19 protein-coding genes and 2 pseudogenes are annotated in these 24,536 nt (G+C 64.6%); 12 read left to right on the top strand and 9 right to left on the bottom strand.

Features of this window, described 5'->3' with window-relative positions:
• Window position 1: 1 nt before the first annotated feature.
• On the bottom strand, window positions 2-799 hold the full coding sequence (locus tag ACI79V_RS20660; RefSeq protein WP_456892297.1) for an SGNH/GDSL hydrolase family protein: 798 nt from the start codon (window positions 797-799) through the stop codon (window positions 2-4).
• 400 nt (window positions 800-1,199) lie between these two features.
• Between ACI79V_RS20660 and ACI79V_RS20655 the strand changes: the two genes are divergently transcribed.
• Window positions 1,200-1,802, top strand: a complete 603-nt coding sequence (locus tag ACI79V_RS20655; protein WP_456892295.1) for an arsenate reductase/protein-tyrosine-phosphatase family protein — start codon at window positions 1,200-1,202, stop codon at window positions 1,800-1,802.
• 10 nt (window positions 1,803-1,812) lie between these two features.
• On the opposite strand, the gene ACI79V_RS20650 is transcribed toward ACI79V_RS20655, so the two are convergent.
• Entirely contained in the window at window positions 1,813-2,469 is a 657-nt protein-coding gene (locus ACI79V_RS20650; RefSeq protein WP_456892293.1) for an arsenate reductase/protein-tyrosine-phosphatase family protein, read from the bottom strand.
• A 111-nt stretch (window positions 2,470-2,580) separates the two neighbouring features.
• Between ACI79V_RS20650 and ACI79V_RS20645 the strand changes: the two are divergent.
• Both ACI79V_RS20645 and ACI79V_RS20640 read left to right on the top strand, forming a co-directional pair.
• A pseudogene (locus ACI79V_RS20645) lies at window positions 2,581-2,673 on the top strand (IS5/IS1182 family transposase); the annotation flags it as partial.
• 63 nt (window positions 2,674-2,736) lie between these two features.
• Window positions 2,737-2,922 (top strand): transposase, encoded by a 186-nt coding sequence (locus ACI79V_RS20640; protein ID WP_456892291.1) that lies wholly within the window; start codon window positions 2,737-2,739, stop codon window positions 2,920-2,922.
• Window positions 2,923-3,078: 156 nt separating this feature from the next.
• Here the strand turns inward: ACI79V_RS20640 and ACI79V_RS20635 are convergent, their stop codons facing one another.
• Window positions 3,079-4,455 (bottom strand): polysaccharide biosynthesis tyrosine autokinase, encoded by a 1,377-nt coding sequence (locus ACI79V_RS20635; RefSeq protein WP_456892289.1) that lies wholly within the window; start codon window positions 4,453-4,455, stop codon window positions 3,079-3,081.
• 874 nt (window positions 4,456-5,329) lie between these two features.
• On the opposite strand from ACI79V_RS20635, the gene ACI79V_RS20630 reads away from it, so the two are divergent.
• From ACI79V_RS20630 to ACI79V_RS20605, 6 genes are all read left to right on the top strand, one after another.
• The gene (locus ACI79V_RS20630) at window positions 5,330-6,430 is read left to right on the top strand and encodes a glycosyltransferase family 2 protein (protein WP_456892286.1); all 1,101 of its coding nucleotides are present in this window, start codon (window positions 5,330-5,332) and stop codon (window positions 6,428-6,430) included.
• Window positions 6,431-6,504: 74 nt separating this feature from the next.
• On the top strand, window positions 6,505-7,380 hold the full coding sequence (locus tag ACI79V_RS20625; protein ID WP_456892283.1) for a glycosyltransferase family A protein: 876 nt from the start codon (window positions 6,505-6,507) through the stop codon (window positions 7,378-7,380).
• A gap of 484 nt (window positions 7,381-7,864) precedes the next feature.
• Window positions 7,865-8,764 (top strand): polysaccharide deacetylase family protein, encoded by a 900-nt coding sequence (locus ACI79V_RS20620; RefSeq protein ID WP_456892280.1) that lies wholly within the window; start codon window positions 7,865-7,867, stop codon window positions 8,762-8,764.
• Between the two features lie 9 nt (window positions 8,765-8,773).
• Window positions 8,774-9,451, top strand: a complete 678-nt coding sequence (locus ACI79V_RS20615) for a methyltransferase domain-containing protein (protein ID WP_456892278.1) — start codon at window positions 8,774-8,776, stop codon at window positions 9,449-9,451.
• Window positions 9,452-9,513: 62 nt separating this feature from the next.
• A complete protein-coding gene (locus ACI79V_RS20610) occupies window positions 9,514-10,347 on the top strand; it encodes an ABC transporter permease (RefSeq protein WP_456892276.1) in 834 nt (277 codons plus the stop codon).
• A complete protein-coding gene (locus tag ACI79V_RS20605; RefSeq protein ID WP_456892275.1) occupies window positions 10,348-11,523 on the top strand; it encodes an ABC transporter ATP-binding protein in 1,176 nt (391 codons plus the stop codon). It begins immediately after the preceding gene.
• Here the strand turns inward: ACI79V_RS20605 and ACI79V_RS20600 are convergent.
• Window positions 11,507-12,925: a glycosyltransferase family 2 protein gene (locus ACI79V_RS20600; protein WP_456892273.1), complete on the bottom strand. Its 1,419-nt coding sequence runs from the start codon at window positions 12,923-12,925 to the stop codon at window positions 11,507-11,509. The two genes, ACI79V_RS20605 and ACI79V_RS20600, sit on opposite strands and share 17 nt — an antisense overlap.
• 44 nt (window positions 12,926-12,969) lie before the next feature.
• Entirely contained in the window at window positions 12,970-14,073 is a 1,104-nt protein-coding gene (locus ACI79V_RS20595; protein ID WP_456892271.1) for a glycosyltransferase, read from the bottom strand.
• 583 nt (window positions 14,074-14,656) lie between these two features.
• Between ACI79V_RS20595 and ACI79V_RS20590 the strand changes: the two genes are divergently transcribed.
• The gene (locus ACI79V_RS20590) at window positions 14,657-15,478 is read left to right on the top strand and encodes a glycosyltransferase family 4 protein (protein WP_456892269.1); all 822 of its coding nucleotides are present in this window, start codon (window positions 14,657-14,659) and stop codon (window positions 15,476-15,478) included.
• Window positions 15,475-16,317: a glycosyltransferase family 2 protein gene (locus tag ACI79V_RS20585; protein WP_456892267.1), complete on the top strand. Its 843-nt coding sequence runs from the start codon at window positions 15,475-15,477 to the stop codon at window positions 16,315-16,317. The genes ACI79V_RS20590 and ACI79V_RS20585 overlap by 4 nt, the downstream gene beginning before the upstream one ends.
• Before the next feature lie 1,297 nt (window positions 16,318-17,614).
• Here ACI79V_RS20585 and ACI79V_RS20580 read toward each other — a convergent pair.
• Window positions 17,615-18,757, bottom strand: a complete 1,143-nt coding sequence (locus ACI79V_RS20580) for an O-antigen ligase family protein (RefSeq protein WP_456892265.1) — start codon at window positions 18,755-18,757, stop codon at window positions 17,615-17,617.
• A gap of 1,188 nt (window positions 18,758-19,945) precedes the next feature.
• Between ACI79V_RS20580 and ACI79V_RS20575 the strand changes: the two genes are divergently transcribed.
• Window positions 19,946-21,511: a hypothetical protein gene (locus ACI79V_RS20575; protein WP_456892263.1), complete on the top strand. Its 1,566-nt coding sequence runs from the start codon at window positions 19,946-19,948 to the stop codon at window positions 21,509-21,511.
• A gap of 140 nt (window positions 21,512-21,651) precedes the next feature.
• Here ACI79V_RS20575 and ACI79V_RS20570 read toward each other — a convergent pair whose 3' ends face one another.
• The 3 genes and pseudogenes from ACI79V_RS20570 to ACI79V_RS20560 all read right to left on the bottom strand — a co-directional run bounded on the left by ACI79V_RS20570 (window position 21,652) and on the right by ACI79V_RS20560 (window position 24,348).
• The gene (locus tag ACI79V_RS20570; protein ID WP_456892261.1) at window positions 21,652-22,746 is read right to left on the bottom strand and encodes a glycosyltransferase; all 1,095 of its coding nucleotides are present in this window, start codon (window positions 22,744-22,746) and stop codon (window positions 21,652-21,654) included.
• Between the two features lie 288 nt (window positions 22,747-23,034).
• A pseudogene (locus ACI79V_RS20565) lies at window positions 23,035-23,532 on the bottom strand (DDE-type integrase/transposase/recombinase); the annotation flags it as partial.
• A 156-nt stretch (window positions 23,533-23,688) separates the two neighbouring features.
• On the bottom strand, window positions 23,689-24,348 hold the full coding sequence (locus tag ACI79V_RS20560) for a hypothetical protein (protein WP_456892260.1): 660 nt from the start codon (window positions 24,346-24,348) through the stop codon (window positions 23,689-23,691).
• Between the last annotated feature and the right edge of the window lie 188 nt (window positions 24,349-24,536).

Here is a 24,536-nt window from a genome sequence, read left to right as displayed (position 1 = left end):
CTCACCCGCCCGAGGTGGCCCCTGCCCCCGCCGCCTCGTCGAGCGCTCCCTCGACCACCGGTTGCACGAGGCCGGCGAGTGCCGCCTGCCCTTCGTCGGTCAGGTGGACGTCGTCCTCGCCGACCGATCCGGCGTCCTCGGCGAGCCAGCCCTCGGTCAGGGGGTCGACGAACGGCACCGAAGCGGCCTCCGCCGCGGCACGGACGACGTCGCGGTTGTTGCGGACCCCCGCCGGCGGGTCACCACCTGGCCACACGGGCCCGATGACCACCAGTGCCGCATCGGGGGCCTCGTCCCTGACCGTGGCGATGCTCTCCTCAGCGGCCGCGGACACCTGGTCCGAGATCCCCGACGCATCGAAGCGACTGCCGAACAGGACGACGAGGTCGACATCGGAGAGGTCGGCCTCGGCGACGAGGTCGGTCAGCGTCGACTCCTGCGCCGTGGTGGAGACGTAGCCGGAGTCGCCGGTGGTGACGGACTCGATCTCGGCGTCGGGCAGTCGCTCGTCCAGCAACGCAGGCCACGCGACCTCCCCCGCGGCGCCGCCCGTGTCGCTGTCACCGATGACGACGACCCGTGCGGAGTCCGCGGGCTCGGCGGACGGCGCGGCGGACGCGGTGGGCGTGGGACTCGACCCGCTCTCGCCCGCGGTCGCCGGCGCGCCGGTGGCGCTGGAGGCCGGTGCGGCGCGGTCGAGGGCGATGGGCAGCAGGACGACGATCGTGACCAGCCCGGCCACCATCGTGACCCACGCCCACGCGGGCGGCTCGCTCCACCAGTGGGTCCCCCGTGCCATGGCGGGAAGGTACCCAGCTCGACGGACCGGCGCCCACAGACCCCATCGCGGAGTCTTGAGGGCGCAGTGGGTCCAGAGGCGGCAATCCAGCTTTTCGGCGGAGGACGTTGCGTCCGTCGGGGATCCGCTTCTGCCGGACGAGCGCCACCGCGACCGGGTCATGGTCTCGCCACAGGCGCTACCTGTTGAGCACCAGGACGGCGTCGGCCAGGTCCACCCTGGCAACTGTCATCGACGGCCGCGGAGTCCGGGAGGATCCCTCAGCCCAGGCCACCAGGCCCCAGCTCCTCTTTGACGTCATGCTTACATAACTGCGATGCGAGGAGCGCCGTCCCTACCTTGAGTGAGGCGCTACGGTTGGCCCATTCCCGGTGGTCGAGGATCGCCCTAGCGTCGAGAGGTGCGCATCCTCTTCGTCTGCACGGGCAACCTCTGCCGCTCGCCGATCGCCGAGCACCTGGCGAAGAGCTGGGCCTGGGAGAAGCTGTCGCGCAGCCCTGAGAAGGCTGACGTTCAGATCACCAGCGCGGGCCTGTCCGCGGCCACCGGCCGGCTCATGGACCCGCATGCTGCGGCTGCTCTGACCGAGCACGGAGTGAGCCCCGAGGGATTCCGTTCCCGGGCCTACACGCCGGAACTGGCGGAAGCCGCCGATCTGGTGGTGACCATGACGCGACAACAGCGAAGGGCGGTCCTCGAGACGACACCGCGAGGTCTACGGCGGACGTTCACACTGACCGAAGCAGCTGACCTGCTCAGCTGGGCGGATCTCGGCGGGCTGGACCTCTTGCCGCTTACACCACGCGCCCGCCACCTCGGCGTGCGCCTTGATGCAGCTCGGTCTACTCGCATCACCGTGGACGACGACATCAGGGACCCGATCGGGGAGCGCAGCTCAGTACATCGGGAGGTCGCCGGTGTGATCGCTGTGGCGCTGCGACCACTGGCTGACATCCTCTTCACCAGCGTGCGCTCCCGTCTGCCGGCGCCCGTGGCGCTCTGATACCGCACCTCTACCTACCAGGGGACGGCGTCAGCTCATCCTGATCCGGTCGGCCGACATCCCCGGGTCGCAGTGCGGCGATCCGGGCCAGCACAGGGAGCAATGCCCTCGCGATGACATCCCCGACCTCCGCGTGCACCTCGGCCGGCAGACCAATGGGGTCGCGGACGTCGTCGTCCGGGCTGCTCTGCCGACGTGACCGCGCAGCGGCGAGGTGCTTGACCAGGTTTCGGGCGCGCTCCGGAAGCCCGTCCCCTGCTACGGCCACGTCCTCACCGACCAGCTCGACGAGGTCAGCGGCCTCGCGGAGTGTGAAGGTCTTGTTCAGCGCGCGCGGGGCTACCCTGAGCACCTCGCGACGGTGGTCCCGAGTCAGGGTGAGCGTGAGATCGGCATCGATCACCATGTCCTCGACGAGTTGGCAGGCTACGAAGCCGTCCGGGTCGCCGCCCAGGCCACGCAGGACTAAAGCACTGTCGGGGTGCATAGCGGAGCCGACAACCGCCCGCACACCGGCACTGCTCAACCGGACTAGGCCGGCATCCTTCTCGAGTACCTGCTTCAGATAGGCCCGCCCCAAGCACTCGGCCAGTGGCGACCGACAGATGTTTCCCGTGCACACCAGGAGCACGGCGAAGACCGGCTCAGGCAACCAGTGGCGGGGCACCCCGACATTGTGGAGGTCAGGACGTTGCCGTCCTAGATGAGTCAGAAGACGTTGCGGAAGTAGGTACTCGGGCTCTGTCGAGCTGAGGTAGATCGGCGCAGGGTCCAAGTCATGTCGTCGCCGGCGTCTCCCCCGCCGCCGCGGCTGATCAGTGACGAGCTGTGGGCGCTGGTCGAGTCGCTGATCCCACCGCGTCCTCCGGCCTGAGGTGACCCCCCGTGGGCCGGACACCTCCATGCTTGGCACAAGCCGGGAAGGAGGACCCGGTTGGGACGGGTCAGCCAGGACTTCGAGCACTTCCGCCGACAGGCGGCGATGCTGGTTGTCGACGGCGGCCGCAGCGTGCGCGACGTCGCCCTCGAGCTCGATGTCGACCAGGAGACGCTGCGCAACGGGGGGCGGTGTGCTCAGGCGGGAGCGGGCCACGCCCGGTGGGCCGGTCAGGGTCGATGAGCCGGCTCGGCTGCGCCGCCGGGTGACCGAGCTGGAGCTCGAGAAGGCTCCTGAAAGGCTGCGGTCTTCGTCGCCAGAAGGTGCCTGACTCGCCGTCACACGCGACGTCCCGGCTTTGTAGCCATGGGACGGCTCGGGGGGAGGCCCGTGTAGCACTCAGTCCGAGGAGCGCTGATCCGCGTCATAGCCATAGCTGTACCCGTGGCCATAGGCCGTGGCGATCTCCGCCTTCGGCGGCACGATATTGAGGATGATGCCGAGCGTCCTCGCACCAACACGGGTGAGCGCCGCAGCGGCTTGCTGCAGCTGATCCTTACGGGTACTGCCGTACCGGACGGAGAGGAGGACGCCGTCCATCATTACCGCTAGTCCGGTGGAGTCAGCCACCGGAAGCAGCGGGGGGGCATCGACGAGGACGAAGTCGTTTTCGGCCCGGAGCTTGTCGAGCAGTCCGGACATGTGAGTCGACGCCAGGAGTTCGGCGGGGTTCGGTGGCGTGGGCCCGGCTGCGATGACATAGAACTGAGCGTTTCCATAACGCTGTCGTACGTCGTCTACATCAGCGCTCCCGGCAAGGATATTGCTCAAACCCACGCCGCCGACCATGCCGAGGTAGCGAGTCACCTTGGGGCGGCGCAGATCGGCCTCCACGACAGTTACGGACCGGCCCGATTCGGCCAACGCGAGCGCCAGGTTCACGACCGCCGTCGTCTTGCCCTCCGAGGGGACAGCGCTCGTGATCATGATGACCTTCGGTGGCTCGTCCACGTTGAGGAACTGCAGGTTGGTGCGCAGTTGCCGGTAGTCCTCCGCGGTGCGGTTGGTGGTCCTGCGGTCGATGACGTGCTGCTTCGCCAGTGAATCGTCCTGGAGCACGATGCCGATCACCGGAGCGCCGCTCATGTCAGCCGCCTCATCGGCCGCCTTCACCGAGCGATCCATGAGGCGCCTCACAATCGCCATCGCCGCTCCAACGAGAGCCCCTGCTAACAGGCCGAGCGCTGCGTTGCGGCCAGGTTGCGGCGAGACCGGCGCCTCTGCGACCTCAGGAGCCTGACTCACGGTGACCTTCACTGGCGATGAACTGCCACCCGGGGGCGTCTCAAGCTCCGTTACGAACGTGATGAACTCGCTACCGACAACCTGGGCTATGCGCCGCGCTTGCGCCGGGGCAGGATCGGTGACCGTGACGTCGATCAGCACCGTCTCGCTTGACGCCGAAGCCGCAATCTCTTCGGTCAGGTCCTGTGGTGAGATGTCCAGGTCAAGCTGGTCGATGACCCGCTGAGCGAGCTCCTCACCTTGAATCAGTTCCACATACGACGCGACTCGCTGCTGCGAGAACTGTCCGCCCTGAAACACGTCTGACGGCGATGCGGAGTTGGTCGTGGAGACGAAAAGTTGTGTCGTCGACGTGTAGAGGGGCGTCTGTAGGATGCTCGCCAGCAGTGCCGCAACGCCTCCCATGAGGAGGCCTGCGACCGGGAACCACCAGGCCGCTCGAAGCGCAGCCAGCACTCCTCGCAGGTCCATGAAACTCCATCCGTCCCGTCAGAGGCACTCTTCCCACCGCGAGTGTGGGCTGGCGAGTCGGACGATAGGTCACCGCCCCCGGACACTGCCATGCAAGGACACCCTCACACCTCCCAACGAGCGAGACCAACCGGCCTCGCTGCAGCCCGCGCCCGTTGAGCTCGACTCGACGAGCCCTATACGCTACATCAGGACAGGCCACTGGAACATCTACCCCAGGTTCAGCACATTGAAACGATGTTGCGCGAACTGCTGGCGACTGTCCGTAGAGCTGTAAGGACGCTTGACACCGGACCCGTTCGGAACATCCGCCCACTTGCCTCAAATCCAGGGCGTCGAGACAGAAACTCGAAAGCGCAGGGCAGCAGGTTCAGGTCGAAGTAGCCGAACCATCTTCCCCCAGACACGATGCATCGCGAGGCGCAGGCCAGTAGATCCGCAATCTAAGGGCTACGTCACTCGCCTACAGATCCGCGAGGTGCCGATTATATCGGAGATCGAAGAACGCTGGCCGTCGCAGCGAGCGCGGGCATTGCAATGGGCAGCCCGAGGATACGAATTCATGCCGCGCAGGACTGAGCCCTTAGACCTCAACCATGCTGGAATCGACCTTGGGGAACCTCCGATCTCGCTTATAGCGAACCATCGGAGAGTTTTGCATCCAGAGCATCAAGGCTCTCAGAACGCTGCCTGACGTGGGCGCGCCCCTCGTAAATGAGAAGTCGGTTCCCGGTCGCGGAACACCCCTAACTGCCGCCGGAAGCCTCTGGCTGGCGGCATCACCTCCCACACCACCCACGCCGACAGGCCGGGGGCCTTCGGGTGGCGACCCAGGTCGTGAGTACGGCCCTGACGTCTCAGCAAGGAGGAGAGAATGGAGGTGCTGACAGCGTTCAGGGGCCCGGCACTCTGTTCAGCCATGGGGAAGTCAACACTCCCGGCTCCGAGCAGTTCGCCGCCCCGGTGTCGCCATCACGACAGCGCAGCGCGATCGACCTGGCCACGGAGGCCACTCCTTGCAGCAAGACTGACTGGCTGTAACGCTGTGCCCGTGTCCGGCTCGGAGACCTCGGCGGTTTCGCCGGTCAGCGTAGTCATCTCGACCCTCGACCGCCCTGTGTCACTGGCTCGCTGTCTCGACGCCCTGCTGGCGGGGACGCATCTGCCCACGGAGATCGTGGTTGTCGACCAGGGTCATTACCCGACCACAGCCAGCGTGCTCGACGCCCGACGTTCGGCGGGGGTGCCATTGGTCCACATCTCTCAACAGCGGTTGGGACTGTCGACGAGCCAGAACACAGGTGTCATGCACGCAACCTGTCCCATCGTGGCGATCGTGGACGACGACTGCGTCCCTGACGCCCACTGGGTGGAGACCGTCGCGCGAGAGCACGCTCTGACCTCTCAACCATCGGTCATTGGGGGGCGGGTCCTGCCACTTCCACCCAAGGGGGAGCGGACGGAGCCCCTAGCCCTTCGGACATCGACGGCACGGCTCGTCCTCCCTTCCTCGGCCGTGCCGTGGGCCGTGGGAACCGGTGGAAACTTCACCGTCACCAGGGATGCATACCTGCGAGTAGGAGGCAACGACGAACGGCTTGGCACAGGGACATCGGGGCGTGCTGGCAATGACTTGGACCTGTTCCACCGCCTGATGCGGGCCGGAGTAGAGGCTCGCTTCTCCCCCGATCTTCTCGTGCATCACGAACGTGCGACACCCCGCGAGTTTCGGACCCGGTGCTGGAATTACGGCTTCGGAATGGGACTCTGTGTGACCACTTGGCTGGCCGATCACGATCACTCGGCGTTCCGAGTATTGTTTGCATGGATCGTGATGCGCCTTCGGATGCTGCTCCGCGCGCGAGGACGCTATGGAGTTGGCAACGAAATCAGGGTGGTTCTAGGGACGGCGCATGGGCTGTGGCACGGACTGCGATTGCCACGTCGGCACTTCTCCGCGGAGCTGCCGGCGTGAGCCGCTGGACACATCTCTTGCTTGCTCCGCAACCCCAAGCGCCCGTAATACCCGGCCGTCCCCCCACGCTCTCGGTGCTGGTGCCGGCCTACAACGCGGCCGACTCCATCGGCGAGGCACTGGAATCAGCGCTCTCCCAGAAGCCGGAACCGCTTGAGGTCATCGTAAGCGACGACGGCTCGGAGGACGACCTGGGCCGGGTCTTGGCTGGCTTCCGACGTCGAATCTCTGTCGTCCGAGGGCCGAACCGTGGCCTCCCCACCGCGCGCAATAGGGCAGCCGCCGCGGCGCGCGGTGAATTGCTGGGGCTGCTCGATGCGGATGACATATGGCTGGCCGGTCGTGCCGCGGCGTTGACGGAGGCCGCTGCGGCACGACCCGATCTCAGCATCATCACGACCGATGCGCTTGTTGTGCGCAACGGCATTTCTGATCCGCACAGCTACTATGGCGTCCGACACTTCGAGGTCGTAAACCAAGAGCACGCCATCCTGCGTAACAACTTTGTCTTTGGCGCCGGCGCAATCCGCACTTCGGCCTTCTCGGCCGTTGGCGGCTACGACCCAGCGGCCCGGTGGGCTGAAGACTGGGATCTGTGGCTCAGGCTGATTTTGCGCGGACACCACGCGGGGCTTGTACAGGCGCCCCTGTATGAGTACCGCCAACGGGAAGACAGCCTTACGGCCCGCACGGTCGATCTGGCACTTGGAGTCCTTACAGTCCTCCAGCGCGCACGTGTCCTCGTGCATGACGACGTCCACGTTGCCGCGCTGACCCGGACGGAACGGGAGTGGCGGGCGCAGGCGGTCCACAATGCGTGGGCGCGCTCAGATCCCCGTCGCCGCCGCCTCGCCCTAGCCGCCCTCCGCTGGAACGACCAGCCTCTGATGATGCGTGCACGCGTTCTAGCCTGGGGCTTCCTACCTCTCTTCCGGACGGGTCGACGATGATCGGGACCAGGATTCTCCGTCTAGTTCGGCATCCCGTCCGGCCCGTCGTCCACCGGCTCCGGCGTGTGGCTCAAGGGCCAGGGCTCCCGTTCGGACGGACCGCGGCTACGCGGCGACTACTTCGAGCGGTGGGAGACGGTGGCCGAGCGCTTGTCCTCGGGCCCTCTGCTGCTGCCCGACAAGCTTTCCGGTTCACGAGTCTGGATGTCGCAGGCACCAATCCTGAGGACAGCGCAATAACAATCGTATCCGACGCGCTGGGTAAGGGGAGCCTCCCCCGCCGCTGGCGAAAAGTCATCGTCACGGACGCCTCGCCGGGGCGGGAACGCCTCATTGCCGCAGCTGGCGCATGCCTTCCCGGAGGCGTAGTGGCAGTAGTTCTTCCTAGCGATGACCCTCTACCCCCACCGGTCGTTTGCGGTGCACCATTCAAGCTGAGAGCCCGTCGCGGCAGGATCCAACTGCTCGCCTCCCGGCTGCCCGAATGAGCGTCATCCTCATGTATCACCGGGTCGCTGATCTTCATCACGACCCCTTCGGCCTCGCTGTGCACCCCGACCACTTCGCCGCTCACATCGAGCATCTTCAGCAGCGGGGGGACACCGTTCCGCTCGAGGACGTCCTCCGGAGGGGTCCTTCAGGGCGGGTGGCCATCACCTTCGACGACGGCTACGCGGACAACGCCACTGCGGCCGCCCCTCTAGTTGTCCAGGCCGGGCTACCAGCCACCTGGTTCATCACGGCAGGTTGGTTGGGACGGCGGCGATTCTGGTGGGACCGCCTCGCCGAGGCCCTGCTAGGAGCGCCCGAAAGCACGACCGGGATGGACGTGGAGATCCACGGCAGGGCGCTGTGGCTGGATCTCCGCACTTCCACTTCGCGCGCCACAGCGCTGCACTTCATCCATCGGCACCTCCGGCCGCTCCCCCCGGAGACCCTGCGCTTGACGGTTCACCAGCTCGTTGACCAGTTCGGTGGCTTGGACCAACCCGGTCGGGACGACCTCACCATGACCGTGCAGCAACTCAGGAACCTCGCCGACCAGCCACTTCAAGAGATTGGCGCCCATACGCGGACGCACATTCAGTTGCACGAGCAGACGGAGGATCTGCAGCGTTCCGAGGTGCTGGGTTCTGTGTCGGACCTGGTCGGCCTTCTGGATCGTCCCGTCCGAGCCTTCGCCTACCCATTCGGCGTCCCGGATGCCATAGGACCCATAGCCCCGCGTCTTGTTGAGGAGGCAGGCTGCCGACTCGCCTGTACGACAAGCCCCGGATTGGTGCATCGCGGCTCCGACCCATTCCGACTCCCGCGCCTGTACGTGCAGGACTGGGATGGGGAGGAGTTCGCGCAGCGGTTGAAGGCGGCGTTGTCGCGTCGATAGTCTCCCGCGGTGGCGCCACATCAGTACGCACGCTGGTTTGTTCCGCGACCCGTGCGGCGGGCTGTGGCGCGAGCGCGCTTTGGAGACCTGCGGCGCACCGCAGCGCTGTCGGCTTGGGGCGATGAGCGCGGCACGCCAGTCGATCGTTGGTACATCGAGCGGTTCCTGCGTGCTCACGAGGACGACGTGCGTGGCCACGCTCTCGAGGTCAAAGCCGATCAGTATGCCAGCCGTCTCGGAGCCAAGTCGGTGGACATCGTGGACATCGACGAGGACAACCCCCGAGCCACGGTGGTCGGTGACCTGTGCGTCTCGTCGACTCTCCAACCGGGGACTTACGACGTCGCCGTTGTCACCCAGACTCTGCAACTCGTGTCGGAGCCGCTCGAAGCGGTGCGGAACCTCCTGGCCTCGCTCCGTCCAGGTGGTCGTCTCTTGATCACCGTGCCGACGCTCAGCCGCATCGTCGACCGAACCGACCGGTGGCGATGGACACCGTCCGGGATGCAGGAACTACTGACCCACGTGGCCCCAGCCCAGTCAGAGGTCGAGTCGACCGGTCTCGGCAACGGGCTGACCGCGCGCGCCTTCCTGTTCGGTCTGGCGGTCGAGGACCTCAACAAGGACGTTCTGAACCAAGACGACGAGTTCTACCCGATGGTGGTCGGCGCCCGGGTACGCATATGACCTCGTCCTAGCCACTGCCTCCGGCGGACAGGACGGCCGAGCGATTCGGTAACCTCTCGCGCGTGTCAACCCCCGACGACGGGCCCAAATGGATCGTGAACGCCGCCCGGGGTGGGGCGCTCATCCCGTGGGGCGAAGTCTGGCGAGCCAGGGAGATAGTTTGGTTCTTCGCCCTGCGAGACCTTCGGGTTCGATACAGGCAGGCCGTGCTCGGTGTGGCCTGGGTGGTTTTGCAGCCGCTGATCACCGTGGGGGCGTTCACGGTAGTCTTCGATCGTCTTGCTGACGTGAACTCCCAAGGGCTGCCCTATCCCGTATTCGCCCTCTCCGGTCTACTGGGATGGACATACGTCGCCAGTTGCATCGGCCGTGGCAGCGAGGTGCTGGTTGCCAACACGTCACTCATCACGAAGGTGTATTTCCCACGACTAATGGCGCCCCTGGCCTCGTTACTTCCCCCCTTGGTCGACCTCGTCGTCGGGCTCGGACTGCTGGCCGTCGCGTGCGCGTTCTACGGGGTGACCCCAGGGCCGGCGCTGCTACTCCTCCCGGCCTGGATCACACTTCTGGCGGTGACTGCCCTTGGCCCCACGTGCTTCCTCGCCGCGCTCAACGTGCGCTACCGTGATGTACGACAGATCGTACCAACAGCCCTTCAAATATTGCTGTTCCTGAGCCCGGTTGGCTACTCCGCTGCCTCCCTGATCGGACCGTCTCAATACGCCTATGCACTCAATCCAATCGTCGGCGCACTTGAGTTCGGTCGGTTCGTCCTCGTCGGTGGACCTTGGCCAGGAAGGGCTTTGGCCTTATCGGCTACCGTCGGACTCCTCCTCGCAATCGCTGGCGTCTGCTACTTTCAGCGCGCGGCGCGCACGTTCGCGGACGTGATCTAAGTGGACCGGATCTGGGTGGACGGGGTCAGCAAGCGCTACAGGTTGGGCGAGAAGCACAATCTCCGCGAAACGCTCAGTGCCGCTCTGCGTCCTCGACGACGCACCGAGACCCGAGATTTGTGGTCGCTGTGGGATGTGAGCTTCGGCGTCGCTGATGGCGAAGCAGTGGGGATTCTGGGTCGCAACGGGGCCGGCAAGAGCACCATTCTCAAGATTCTCATGCGTATCACCACACCAACACTGGGTCGGAGTCGCACCCGCGGGCGCGTCGCAGCTCTACTAGAGGTGGGTACGGGCTTTCACCCGGAGTTGACTGGGCGGGAGAATGTGTTCCTCAACGCAGCCGTCCTAGGCATGACCCGAGCTGAGACGGCCCGCCGATTCGATGAGATCATCGACTTTGCCGGGACGGAGCGCTTCCTTGACACCCCGGTCAAGCGCTACTCGAGCGGCATGTACCTACGCCTCGCCTTCGCCGTCGCAGCACACCTCGACCCGGACATCCTCATTGTCGACGAAGTCTTGGCGGTGGGGGACGCTGAGTTTCAGCGGAAATGTCTCACCAAGATGTCCTCCGCCGAGGCGGAGGGACGAACGGTCCTCTTCGTGAGTCATGATCTAGCGGCTCTTTCGAAGCTATGTACGCGCGCCCTATGGTTGGAGGCTGGACAAGTCCGTGACGAAGGCCCGACGAAGACGGTTGTTCATAGGTACCTCACGTCCGGCCTCGCTGCAGCCTCCTCGGCTTCGCTCCTCGGCGGGTCCGCTGCGGGCCGTCTGCTGGATGTCCGGGTTGTGGCCACTGACGGAGTCGAGCGTCCCCTCATGCGGGATGAACCCGTCCGCGTGGTTATCTTCCTCGCCGTTTACGACGAACGGCCCGGTCTCGACCTGGCTGTCGCGCTGACGAACGAGCGTGGGGTACGGGTCTTCGATGAGACGCTGAGTCACTCGCAGGAGCATCGGTTCCCTCAGGGGCATTACGAGGTCGTACTCGACATCCCCCCCGTGCTCGCTCACGGCGAGTACACAATTGGCGTTTGGCTAGGGACCGCCCACGAAGACGTACACTACGAGCCTTCCGCGCTCGCGTTCACGCTCCACGGCGAGGAGTCCGCCACGCGCGACCGCGTAGTAGTACTCGGGCTCCCTTTTCAGGTCAAGGCACTGGGATGACTCCCCGCAAGAGAACCAGCGGCCGGTGTTGCGGCCCTGGCTCGGCCTGGTGCTCGATCCTCGTCGTATCGCTCCCGAAGACCTCCCGTAGCGCATGCTCAATCCTCACGGCCTGCAGGGGAAGCACAAGTAGCAGGATGCCTCCGGGCCGGAGGGCCCGACGGAGGTGCGCGAGTCCCATCCTCCCGAGCCCGGGGTCCGTGGTGCCAGGCGCAGCGACGATGCAGTTATAGGCAGTCGACTCAAGACCGGCGAACAAGTGGTGGGGACCGGCGGACTCGTCAATCGCACCCCATGGCAGGGCGGTAAGGCTCCCGGTACTCCCCACGTCAGGCGTCACGACATGGGAGCCGATGGTCAGCACGTCGCCCCGGATGTCAGAGCCGTGGCGAAAGAGTGCGCTGGACAATCGCTGCTCGTAAACCGCGCGCTCCATCCGGACGCCAGCGATATCGGGCATCCGACGACGGACCGCGCGAAGGAGGTAACGCACCCGAGCGGGCAGGACGCGGTGGGCTGCGGCTCGATCGGGGCGACCGATTCCACCCGTCCCGACTGTGTGTCGCCGTGCCTCCCGGAGCGCCCGCTCGAGGAGTGCGTCGATCTCCGCGTCGATCTCTCCAAACTCGTCCACGTGCCTTCGCAGCCAGGTAAGAAAGGCCAGCCGTCCACCGTCGTGGGCCTCCGGGGACCGAGCAACCCTCGCGCTGTAGGACCCAGCATGCTGGCGATACCACGCAGTGGTGCCTCCGCTCATCACCGCTGAGCGACACAACTGCAGCGCCGAGTTGAGCACTTGGTCCTCATACATACCGGGGAAGTCCTCAAGATGATCAACGCAGTCACGGACCGCCTCTCTCCGGACGAGGAGTGCGCACGGCGTCGTCGCCACCCCCCCATCACGAAGGACGGCAGCCAGGAGGCGGGGTCCCGCGACTACTGCACCTGGGGCAAATGCCAGCTTCGAGAGTTGATCCTCATGGGTTGCGTCCGCCCAGCTATGCCAGGCCCAGACACGACCGCAAACCATGTCAGCCTCAGGATGCGCCATAAGGAGACGGAGTTGGTCCTCGACGTGGCGGGGTTCCCAGACATCGTCCGCATCGAGAAAGGCGATCACCTCCCCATGAGCGGACCGGATGCCCAAGGCACGACTCGGGCCGATCCCGCGGTTCGCCCGGTCCCGATGGCGGACGAGGCGAATCCTGTTCGGGTCTGCCCGCGCGAACTCGGCCGCAATTCTGTGGCTGCTGTCACCTCCACCGTCGTCAATGAGTACCAGTTCTAGGGCAGTCCATGTCTGCGCCAACACGCTGTTGACTGACTCCCGCATGAAGCGTTCAGCGTTCTTGAAAGGCATCACGACGGAAACAAGGCAAGGGGGAGGCTGCGTAGGCCTCACCGACCCTACCGTTGCAGGGCCCGCCAGGACGGCATCTTCATGAGTCACCGCAATCCATCCCCTCGTCCTGTAGCCACTGACCAGTAGCGCTCGACCGACGCCTCGATGTCACGCATTACCCGCTTGTGTGCCCTCTCTGCCCACCGACGACCGGCCGCAGCCGCTGATCTCTTGGCGATGGGGTCGCCAAGCAGCTGGACGACATGCTTGGCGAGTCCTACGGCCTCATCTGCGATCCCGGAGAAGAGGTGGGGAGGGAACCCTTCCGCGGCGACCGTCGTCCCCACCACCGGGACTCCGTGAGCGAAGGCTTCGACGACCTTCAACTTGATCCCAGCACCCGTGATGAGCGGCGCCACGACCACTGAAGCTTGGCAATAGGCGGCCGAAAGATCCGGAATATATCCGACGACGCGTACGCCCTCCGCCTGCGCAGCTAGGGCCTGCAGCTTTGCCGATGGCCCTGAGCCGACGATCAGGAGCTTGGCTCCCGGCACGGCGCTCCTGATGGTGGGCCATATGTCAGAAACCAGCCACTTGGCAGCTTGATCGTTCTCCGGTCGATACATGGCCCCCACGAAGAGTACAATCGGCTCACTAAGAACCGCCGTAGTGCGGGGAAGGTCGAAGTGTAATTGCTCTACCCTCACCGGCACGCGGACACCTAGGCTCCTCAGGAGCGCTTCGTCTTTCTCCGAGAATGTGGCAACCGCATCAAACTTGTTGAGCAGCCACGGTTCCAGCTTCGCCGCACGCGCGGTTGCGACCCTCGCCGCCAGTCTTCGCAACAGGACAGGAGCCGCGACTGATCGCCTCCCCAGAGCCTGCGTCATCACGTCGTGGGCATAAGCCACCAGGAGGCTCGAGGGGTAGGACTCCCGGAGACCCTCAACAATCCGAAAGTGCTGAGACCAGTGGACTTCGACCACATCGAGGCGCGGAGCGCGAGCGACCATCTGGCGGATCCACCTGTCGACGGCACGCCGGCCCGGCGTCAGTTCTCCGGCCAGGACGCGATGAATGAAGGAGGCGACACGCGTGGGCAGCCGCCGTGCATGCGGCACGTGCAGGTCCACGACCTCGACGTCCGGACTCACCCCGAGCTCGTGAGGAGAAGCCGCATAACCCTGACGCACGAACAAGGTCACGTCGCAGGATCCCTGCAGGACGTTCACTCGCTCGCGAACCAACAGAGCGCCGGCATTGTCCATATAGTCAGGCGGCCAGGCCGGGGCGAGTACACCGACTCGGGGTCTGCCTGCCATCACATCTCCTACGAGGACCTCGTCGTAGCGGACCATCGGGGTACACAAGCGATGACGCCGTGGTCTCTTCCTGGTACCTGCAAGCAGGACGGTTGGCAGCAACCGACCCCCTTGCACTCCGCGGTCATGAAGCCTCTCAGTCAGCGATGGATACTGCGAGGCGAAGGGCGCGACATCACCCGAACCAGCTTGACTGAGCATCGCCCGACCAGGAGGCCAAGGGGTCAACGTCTGGTCGCCGAGAGCAACCTAGGGCCCGTGTACCCTCGACTGACTGCCCCGCCGTTGGCATGGAGGACGATTGCAGCCGTCGTACGTGGTGAATGGACGATTCCGTGGTCGACGAGTAACCGGCGTCGAGCGAGTTGCATGGGAGACGTTGAGGCACTGGCCACGCCACGTGCCCTGTGTCTCGCCTAATACCAAAGCAGCGCGCCGAGGACTGGGGCACCTCTGGGAGCAGGTTGTGCTACCGCTCCGTGCCGGGAGGAAGGGCTTGTGGAGTCCGTGCAACTTCGGTCCTGCAATAGTCAAGAACCAGGTCGTAACGGTCCACGACACCGCGTTGTTCGATCACCCCGAGTGGTACGACCGGCGGTATGCGTTCATGACGACGGGGCTACAACGAGCGCTATTCCATCAAGCTCACATCGTCACTCCCTCGCACTTCACCGCTGAGCGAATCGCAGCCTTGGCTCCCCAGGCAAGGGTGCACGTCATTCCATGGGCGACGACGGTCCCCCTGGAGACCCAGCCGAGCCGTCCCCCTGGATTTCCTGAGCGCCCCTTCCTTCTCTCGGTTGGCAGCCTTCAACCGCGAAAGAATTACCAGACAGTGCTGACGGCCTGGGCACGTCTGCAGGGGCTACGCGACGAGACCCAGCTGGTCATCGTTGGTTCGACAAATAACCTCTTCGCGGAGTCCAATGCCGAGTCGAGGACCCGCGGGGTCCGGTACTTGGGCTATGTAGACGACTCCCAGCTGGCATGGCTGTACGAGAACTGCCGCGCGTACATCAACATGAGCCACTACGAGGGCTTCGGGCTCACTCCACACGAAGCGACCGCCTACCATGCGCCAGTGATCGTCAGTGATATACCCTCACACAGAGAATTCCTGCACAGCACTGGCGCCTCCTTCATCGCGCCCAATGATGTGGATGCCCTTGCAGCTGCCATGGACGGTGCAAGGAGAGGCGAACTGCTTCCGAGCAAACCTGTTCAAGTACGCACTTGGTCACAGGTAGCTGAGGATTACGACCGACATCTAACGGATCTCCTCCGATGAACAGCGGAGTGCAGGCCGTTGTCCTCAACTGGCGTGACACGGAGCGCACATTGCGATGCGTCACGGCCCTGCAGCGATGCGCACACATCGACCGAGTCGTACTCGTGGACAACGAGACCGAACGGGACCCCGAGCTGCTGCGGCTCGGAACATCGCCTAGCGTCACCGTCGTGTGCAACGAGGCCAATCTCGGCTTCGCCGGCGGGGTCAACGTCGGGATTGCGGAGGCTAGGGCTGGGGGCGCGCAGCACATCCTGCTAATCAACAACGACGCGCAGGTCGACGACGAGGCTGTCCGAATCATGATGGCCGTCCTAGATGCCGATCCGGGCCTCGCGGCCGTTGCCCCCCTCATCACTTTCCCGGACGGGACGGTCCAGGCTTTTGGCGGAGGATGTACGAGGCCATTACTCGGGGACGCGCCGGTGGTTCGTGATCTTGACCGCCCCGTCGATTACCTTACGGGCGCGATCTCTCTATACCGCGATTCTGCACTTCTCGCTGCGGGCGATTTCGATGAGCGATTCTTCATGTACTGGGAGGACGTGGACCTCGGCCTTCGACTGCGGGAGGCGGGTTGGCGTCTGGCTGTCGCGGACGAGGCCGTGGCCACCCACGAGTTGTCGGCCTCACGGGGCCGAGCGGGCACTCGACTCATCACCTACTACTGGACCTCTCTCCTCCTGTTCACAATCAAGTGGGGTGGCCTCTGGTGGTTTGGGACGGGGTTCCGTCTCTTGATCGCCCTTGTGACGCGGGTCCTAGGGATTCGTCCGCGATCGGAGCTGGCAGCGATAGCGCGGGGGATCCGTCAGGGGCTTGCGAGACGACGGGCGTAGGCCGACGTCGCGATCGCGCTGCGCCAGCAAGCCAGAAGACCGCGAACGCGGCGGTCGACGCGACCAGCGGCGCAAATGCAAGGCCGATGCCAGCGCCTCCGAAACTGACCAAGGCGACGAGCAGGCTGCCCAGGCAACCCGCGACGACTGAGAGGCTGACGATGGACACTCGCCCTTGTTCGGCATTTCGGTGGATCGAGTTAGACAAAAGCCCCGCCAAGGCGGCACCCAGGCAGAGCACGCCTGCGATCTGGCCAGCCTTGGAGTATTCCTCTCCAAAGATCAGTGGGACCAGCCAGATTCCGGACACGGCCCAGCAGACAGCAACGAGGAGAAGTCCCGTCGCGAACAGGGCGAGTCCCTTCATGTTGCGGGGCCTGCCTTCGGCTGATGACTGCACGCTCAGGCGGAGACCCACGGTCTGGAAGAGCGGAAAGAGCACGAGGGACCAGTTGGAGGCCACCAGGTAACTGCCGGCAAGTGTCTGACCGAGGACTGGGATGGCGAGCAGTTGATCGATCCGATTAAGTAGCGGTTCCCCGAGATCTCCAGGCAGGCTTTTCAGGCCAAATAGACCCCATCGTCCTACTCCCGAGGACTCTCGCCGATCCCCTCTCCAAGTCAGACGTCGGCTTAGCAGACCGGTGAGCAGGCAGGATACAAGGAAGCTCAAGGCATAACAGAGGCATGCTGTCGGCAGCGTCAGCTTGTCCGACAGCCAGAGTGGCAGGAGTGTTACGACGAGGAAGAGAGCTGCGGCCACCTGTCCGTAGGCAACCCACTCGAAACGGCCTTGTGTAAGGCAGACCACGGCAACACCGTAGCGAATAGATGTGATACAGCCCGCATAGACCATGGCGAAGGCCATCGCTGACAACAGTGCGCCGCGTTCGAAGCAAATCACTGCTGCACCCAGCGAGGCGGGTACCCCGACGACAGCGGACAACCGGAAGTGAAAGGTCAATCGCTTGTGGACGACCTCAGGCCCGCGCCCTGACCCGATGAGGAAGCGGACGACCTTGCCGACACCCCATGCGGCAATGACGGGGAGGAGCAGCGCGAGGACTTGGAGGTAACCAAGTAGAGCTCGGTCCGCTGGCCCCAGTGCGCGCGCCACCAGGGGGGCCGTCACCAATTGGAGGGCGTAGGCCGAATACGTCGCCCCAGTAGCAACGATCCATCGCCGCGCTGACTGCTCAGCCACGTCGGCCGTCGCTCGCCCGAAGTCCGGTTTCGAAGGCCGCAGCCCTCCATACCCCCTTGGGGACCCTAGCCAGCGAGCGCAGGGGCGCTTGAGTCATCTGTCCACGGCCGCCTCCCTTGGCGCTCCTTCCGCCGCACTTCCATCCGGGCGGTCCCGCATCGTATCACCCAGTTTGTCCGCTCCAGTCGTCGCAGAGGGCTCCGACCGGTTGAGCCACAGGGGGGCGCACCAAGCGAAAGCCGTCGCGAACCAGGACATCGGATCCAAGTTGGCTTGGTAGAACACTCCGAAGAGCGCCAGCAGGACGACGAGCATCGGACGCCACGTAAGCGGCCGGAACATGATCACCATGAGCAGTGCAGTGGCGAGGATTCCGCCCTCGACCGCGCTCGCGATGTATATTGAGTGGAAGTTGGCGTAGGGATTGTTTGGAAAGATGTCCCCCAGGACGAGGGGCGCGTTACCGACGCCGATACCGAAGAAGAAGCCCCAGGCCGTCTGCCCAACGACTTCAAGCCCCCGCGACACTAGGTCTAAATGGATACCGCCGGACGCGCCCGATCCGAAGTTGGCCCGCTCTGTGAGTAGGCTCGTGACATCGACCTGGGTGCTGACTGCGGGATAGACCCAGGCGACGAGAACTCCGAGAGCGACCGCGACCATCAACCCACCAGCTCGCCGTCGACTCCCTTGTTCGCCCCGCGACCTACGCCATGCGGCCATCAAGATCAGGAGGTAAAGCACTATTCCCGTGCGCGAGAACGACAGCAAAGTCAAGAGACCTCCACTCGCGAGGCACCAGACGCGCGCTCTGCTACCTCGCGCCAAAGCAGTAGCCCGGTCGAGAACGAGGAAGTACGCGCAGAGGCAGACGAAGAACGCTCCCCTGTTTGGATCTAGCGAGAGACCCGCAAGACGCGGCGCTTCGAGGCCCAGGGTAGGCGACGTGAAGTCCAGAGGACCAATCACGGCCGGCACCCCGGGTCCCAGCGTCAACCACGAGGCGTATTGAAGGCCGTCCATGGCTGCGGTCAGTGCAAGACCCCAGACTGCACCTCGCCTCACCGCCCGCGTGAACGTAGGTCTAGTACCAGCGAGCGCCACAACAGCCCAACTGATGAGGACCAGATACAGGAGAAGGTAGACGCGGCGGTCCGACGGACTTCCTGCCGGCGCTGTAAGTGCAGATATCAAAGACACGGACCCATAGGCCAGGAGAATCAGCAGCAAGCTCACAGCCCGACCTTGCTGCTCTGCGTCGCGTCTCCGGACCGTCAAGGATAGCGCCACGACCAGTGGAGCGATCAAGTAGTAGGGCGTCACGGCGAACGGCAAGGAACCCTGCGAGAGGTCGAGACGGTCAAAGGAAGCCGTAGCTAGCAGCAGCGACGTCAGTGCTGACGCCAACGCCTCGCCGCGCCTACCAGCAGCGACGGGCGGGATGTCCGGCTCACCGGGGCGCGCGTTACGACTTGGAAGTGGGACAGGCCTTATCGACACGCGACACGACCCTCCGCTCGAACTACACCGCGACAGCCCCACGATCCAGCATCAACCCCATGCTGCGGCAGCCAGCGCCGAGGCGTCGACTTGAACCTATAGCCTAAGTCGCCTGGTTGCCCGCTCCGACCGCACGCAGCACCCGCCCGGGTCATCGGCGGCCGGCACATCTCCGAAGGACCGCACGCGAACGCGCGAGCACGAGACCCGGTGATCGGTTGCCCTGCGCTACCCAGGTGGGTGCGTGACTGCCGCCGCACCTCCATGAGCCTCAGTCGCTCGGTAGCATCCTGGGGACCGTCGTCGTTGAGGGTACAGATCCCAGTGCAGGGATGCGGGTCGGTATCAAGGATCATGACCCAGCACTGCCAGACCTCTGATGGCGTGCGAGTGGTGCGACGGGGCCTTGCACCAGCAGGACAGGTCTGAGCAAACCACCTCAGTCCAGCCCCTCAAGTCGGGAGGTCGCGATGAGTCTTCAGGGACGACCGCAGAGCATCGGCGACCTGTCAGCGTCCAGCGACCCGGCTGCTTCACCCAACAACGGGATTGAGCTCTTGCCAGAGCTCTGCGGATCAACCTCGCCCAAGACGCCCAGCCTTGGCCACCTGTCGTGACCTTGCCAGCGGGCGGTCAACCACCTGTACATCCACACCGTGACAGGGAGTGCCATGACGCCTGGTCTCGACTGCCTTCCAGAAATGCCCGGGAATGGGATCTCTACTGGCGGCGCTGTGCACTTCTCCTCGCAACTGTCGCGCACGGCCACGACGCACAGCAGCCCTGTGGAGGTGAGGTCGGCAAGGAAGCCGTGCACCTTTCTCTGGAGCCTGCCTGGTCGTCGCAACCGGGCTCCTGGGACGGTAGGACTCCAGACTTGAAGGCTAGATCTGACGACCGCACCCCTGCTTCCATGACGTCCGCATGATGCTCCCTCGCAAGACAGCGAGCAACAGTCCACACGGGACCCAGGAAGGGGTCAACCGGCGCGAAGCCCTCAAGTACGGGGCCGTCGGGGTGGGGGGCACCCTCGCCGCCGCTGTGGCCCTCGTCAGAGATTCCAGCAGCGTGAACGCCGCCGGTGTTGATTCGCCAGTCGTCATGACCGTGACCGCCGACGGCACGGACGATCAGACGGCGCGCCTCAATGAAGCGTTCCGTGCAACGACGGCGGAGGGCGCCCCTGCCGTGCTGGCCTTGCGAGGCGACTTCTTCATCTCCAACGACCTCGAAATGCCACATGGCAGTAAATTGATCGGCTACGGGGCGCGGTTGATATGCCGCGGCTTCGAGAACGGTCGCGAGCAGGCGCTGCGCGTGAGGGGATCAAGTAGCTCTTGGACGACTACGGTCGAAGGACTGGACTTGATCGGGGTGCGCCTGGTATTCGGTGAATCGGAACTCGATTTCGCGAATGGCGTAACGGTGAGGAATTGCTCGATATCCCACGTCGCGACTGGAATAACGTTCCGTTACAACTGCTGGGTTACGCGAGTGGAGAACTGTCGGATACACACGTGTTGGACAGGCATAAAAAATGACTTCCGAGCCGTGGAGCAGAACTCCGGAGCCGCCATGGTAGTGAGCGGAAGCGTGGTGTTCAATTGTGGTGGCCCTGCCTTCTGGCAGGACGGCTCATCCAAAGACGGCTGGCACGTCAGTTTCGTGGGGACAGACCTGGAGCACTGTGAAACCTCGGTGCGTTTAACGGACGTTGGCGACGGGTTGCTCGATATCGTGGGCGGGCACTTTGAGCTCAACCGCACTTCTTACATCGAGGCGGACTCAGGTTCGATTCGAATCACGAGCCTGTGGATGTTTGAACTGGATCCCGTCTCCACGACTCGGATCGCCCACTTCGTTCTTGGTGGCTCTTCGGATTGCCACGTTGCCAGCGGACGGGTCGCTTGGGCGCCGACGACTTCACCCTTGTTCCGCCTCACCGGCGCCTGCCGCCTGGTGATCGACCCGGAAGCGGTGAGCGCTCCGCTCATCGGCCTAGTCGGGGCTGACCATCCTTACCCAGCCAACCCCTCGTCGCCGTCCGGGACACGCGGAGTCCTTTTCCCTACGGGACAATGGAGACCCGCGACGTTCGAACGCACCATAGCCGTGGGTACCGAGGCGGTAAGCCTGTTCTACTTGCCAGCATTCGACGTGAACTCCTACATGCTGCAGTTCGCTCTGAGGATCACTGCCGTTTCCGACAACAACCTTCTTCGCCTTTACGTCAACCCAGGCGGACAAACGAACACTGATCTGACCTTACCCAGTGCAGTCGGGACGTCCATCGTTACCCTACGCATAAGTTCGGGGCTACTACTCGTAGACCTCCGCCACGACAATGGCGGCTCGTCGGGACGAGTCGACATCGATCATCCAATCTCGACTGATCGATACATTGATGTACAGAGCCTCGGGAACACCACCTTGTTCGCGGAGGGCTTGACGGCCCAAGTCATTAGAGGTGACACAGGGGGCCCGCATTGACCTTCGAGGGCGTGACTCGGAGGAATGATAGGGCCTACCTCATCAGGCCCTGCCTACTGGCTGGGAATTCAATCCCTGCACCAGCTGGCGCCGAGAAGAGGTCTGCAAGGGCATCAGGCCAAGGAGGTCGCCCGCTCGCGTCACGTTGCGACGTCTCGAACGACCTCCCGTAGTCGTGCGATGAAGCGCTCCTCGGAGTAATCAGCTGCATGTGCTCTGAGCCGCTCAGCATTCCAGGTCACCACGTCTGATTCTGCAAGCGCTGCGCGCAGTCCTTGGGCTGAGACGTCCGCGAATAGCAGCCCGGTCTCCCCGTCGATCACCGTATCCAGGAAACCACCTTCGCGCGGGACGATGGCTGGTTTGCCGAATGCGGCAGCCTCGAGGGGCGTCAGTCCGAAGTCTTCATAGCTGGCACTGACCACCGCTCGACAATTCGTGTACAGCCAACGGATTTGCGCATCGCTCACGCCACTGAGGAATACAACCTCTGAGCTGGCGTGACGCTCCAGCCGTTCTTTCTCCGGCCCCTGGCCAACAACAATGAGGCGACGGCCACTGCCACTGAAGGCGTCCACGACGACGTCAACCCTTTTGTATGGGAGTAGTCGGCTGATGCATAGGTCGTAGCCTTCCGTCACAAGACCCTCGACGTCTTGCACGGGCTCCAGTGGACCATCAACCCGAATCGTTTGGGGGGCGGGAACAATGCTCGACTCGAGCCCGTAAGCCTGCCTGACTCGGTCCCGTACCACCGTGGAGATACTGAGATAGGTCGTTGCTTTTCGCGCAGAACGACGATCCCAATTCCTGAGTGCGGGCCCTAGTACTCCCAGCCCCCAGCGCACGAGCCTGGACGAGTCCTCCGTGAGGTATCGATTCGGCTGATACAGCCAACGCGCGGGCGAATAGCAATAGACGATACGCCGCCCCTTGCTGCGCATTCCATGCGACCAACCACTGGAGCTGCAGATCACCACGTCCGCGTCCGGTCGCATGAACCACGCGGCCAACGCCAGAAGTGGCAGGGCAACCCGATGGTGGCGCCTAAAAAAGGGAACACGGTTGAGTGGGGAGGTGCGGATCTGGACGCTACTGAATTCCGGATATGTGGTTGAGGGTTCATACAGCAGCGTCCACAAATCCGCTCCCGGGAAGGCTCGGAGCATCGAGAGGACGACGCGTTCAGCGCCACCTCGCTGAGTGACGTAGTCATGCAGGATCGCGACCTTCACCGCGACATCCTTCTCCAGTCCATCGTCGTCACTCCTTGATCTGTGCGCGGCTACGAGTGTCCATAGCTCCGGGGGATGGGGTCGGTCGGATGGTTCGTAAGCCTACGACGGGACAGTGATGCACTCGGTGAGCGGACGCACATCGCCTCCACTGCCTCAGTGGTTGGCCATGGTGAGGGGCCAGCAGGACGACCTCCTACTGCCATGTCGATCTAGGCACCCATCTGAGGAGCGCATCAGTCGATCGGGACTGGCCCGAACTCACTCGACTCGGTTGGTTAGGGGTGATCAGGCTGCGTGAGCGGTTCGGGTCAGAGTCTCGAAGTCGATGAGCCTGAGTCGACCGAGGCGGCGTTGATCGCGGTGCCGGTGGTAGATCTTCGTCATCCAGGTGATCATCGCCAGTCGCAGGTACTCCCGGGTCGTCCAGCTTTGCCGATCGAGGACGTTGCGCTACAGGAGCGCAAGTATGAACTGTATCGCGGCGTTGCTTCCTCAGGCGCCGACGCGGCCCATCGACCCGGTCAGGCCGTTGTTCTTCAGTGCGGCGACGAAGGAATTGGAGCGGAACTGACTGCCTCGGTCGGACTGCACGATCGTTTCGGCCGGTGCCCGCAGGGCGATGGCGTTGCGTAGCGCGGCCACGACCAGTGACGCGGTCATCCGAGCGTCCATGGGGTCGCCGAGGATGCCGCCGGAGTGCAGGTCCTTAATCGCGCAGAGGTGAAGCCCAGTTCGGCGCGATCCACGCCGGCCGCGACGCTCTTGATCGCGGTGGTCGACGATGCGGTCCTCGACGGCGGCTGCCGTTCGGACCGGGCATTAGCGTGGGACGCGAGAACCTCCGAGTAGGGACTGGACCTTCGGCAAGCCACACCCCACTCGGAGGTTCTCCTTCGTTCAGGACCGGTTGGCCCTCACCAACGTCCTGGCCGGGTCCAGCTAGGAGCTGGACCACACCGTGGTGCCGTCGGCGGCCAGCAGCGCGAGCACTCCGTCATCGCCGAGCACGGCGCGCGCTGCAGCCGATCCGGCCGTGTCCGACTGCCACAGCACCGGACCGGACTTCGACACCAGGATCAGGTCGCCGTCGGGCCGCATCTCCAGTCGCGCCTGCGGGTTGCCGCCGGTCGCGGTGTCCCAGACCGGCACGTCGTTCGCCCCGAGGACCACGAGGTTCCCATCGGGTCGCACGGTCGCCCGGTAGGCCGCGTTGGCCGACACCAGGGACTGCCCGGTCACGAGCGGCATCCCGGCCACGAGCTCGGTCACCGTACTGGACCACACGACACTACCGTCGTCAGCCAGCACCGTCAGCACCCCGTCGTCCTGCAGCACCGTCCGTGCGCCGACCGAGCCGGCCGCGGTGACCGACTCCCACAGGACCTCACCGGTTCCCGAGACCACCGCCAGACTCCCGTCCGTGCGCATCTCCAGCTGCGCCCCCGGATTGCCGCCGGTCCCGGTCTCCCAGATCAGCGTCTGATCCGGGCCAAAGGCCACGACGTTCCCATCGGGTTGCACATCCACCCGGTGGGCACCGCTCGCGGAGACCAGAGACTGACCGCTGCCCAGGCGGGTCTCAGAGACCAGCTCGAGCACCGGAGCGGGCTCAGGTGCCGGAGCGGGCTCGAGCACCGGAGCGGGCTCAGGTGCCGGAGCGGGCTCAGGTGCCGGAGCCGACTCCGTCGCCGGAGCCGGCCCAGGTGCCGGAGCAGGCTCAGGTGCCGGAGCCGACTCCGTCGCCGGAGCCGGCCCAGGTGCCGGAGCAGGCTCAGGTGCCGGAGCCG

It is taken from the genome of Geodermatophilus sp. SYSU D00700 (assembly GCF_054050255.1).
This window is presented reverse-complemented; position numbering and strand designations above follow the sequence as displayed.

Bases quoted from the DNA above. Each gene is read 5' to 3' on its own strand.
- ACI79V_RS20660 (WP_456892297.1), bottom strand. From the start codon at position 799: ATGGCACGGGGGACCCACTGGTGGAGCGAGCCGCCCGCGTGGGCGTGG.
- ACI79V_RS20635 (WP_456892289.1), bottom strand. From the start codon at position 4,455: ATGGACCTGCGAGGAGTGCTGGCTGCGCTTCGAGCGGCCTGGTGGTTC.
- ACI79V_RS20630 (WP_456892286.1), top strand. From the start codon at position 5,330: ATGGAGGTGCTGACAGCGTTCAGGGGCCCGGCACTCTGTTCAGCCATG.
- ACI79V_RS20620 (WP_456892280.1), top strand. From the start codon at position 7,865: ATGAGCGTCATCCTCATGTATCACCGGGTCGCTGATCTTCATCACGAC.
- ACI79V_RS20585 (WP_456892267.1), top strand. From the start codon at position 15,475: ATGAACAGCGGAGTGCAGGCCGTTGTCCTCAACTGGCGTGACACGGAG.
- ACI79V_RS20575 (WP_456892263.1), top strand. From the start codon at position 19,946: ATGATGCTCCCTCGCAAGACAGCGAGCAACAGTCCACACGGGACCCAG.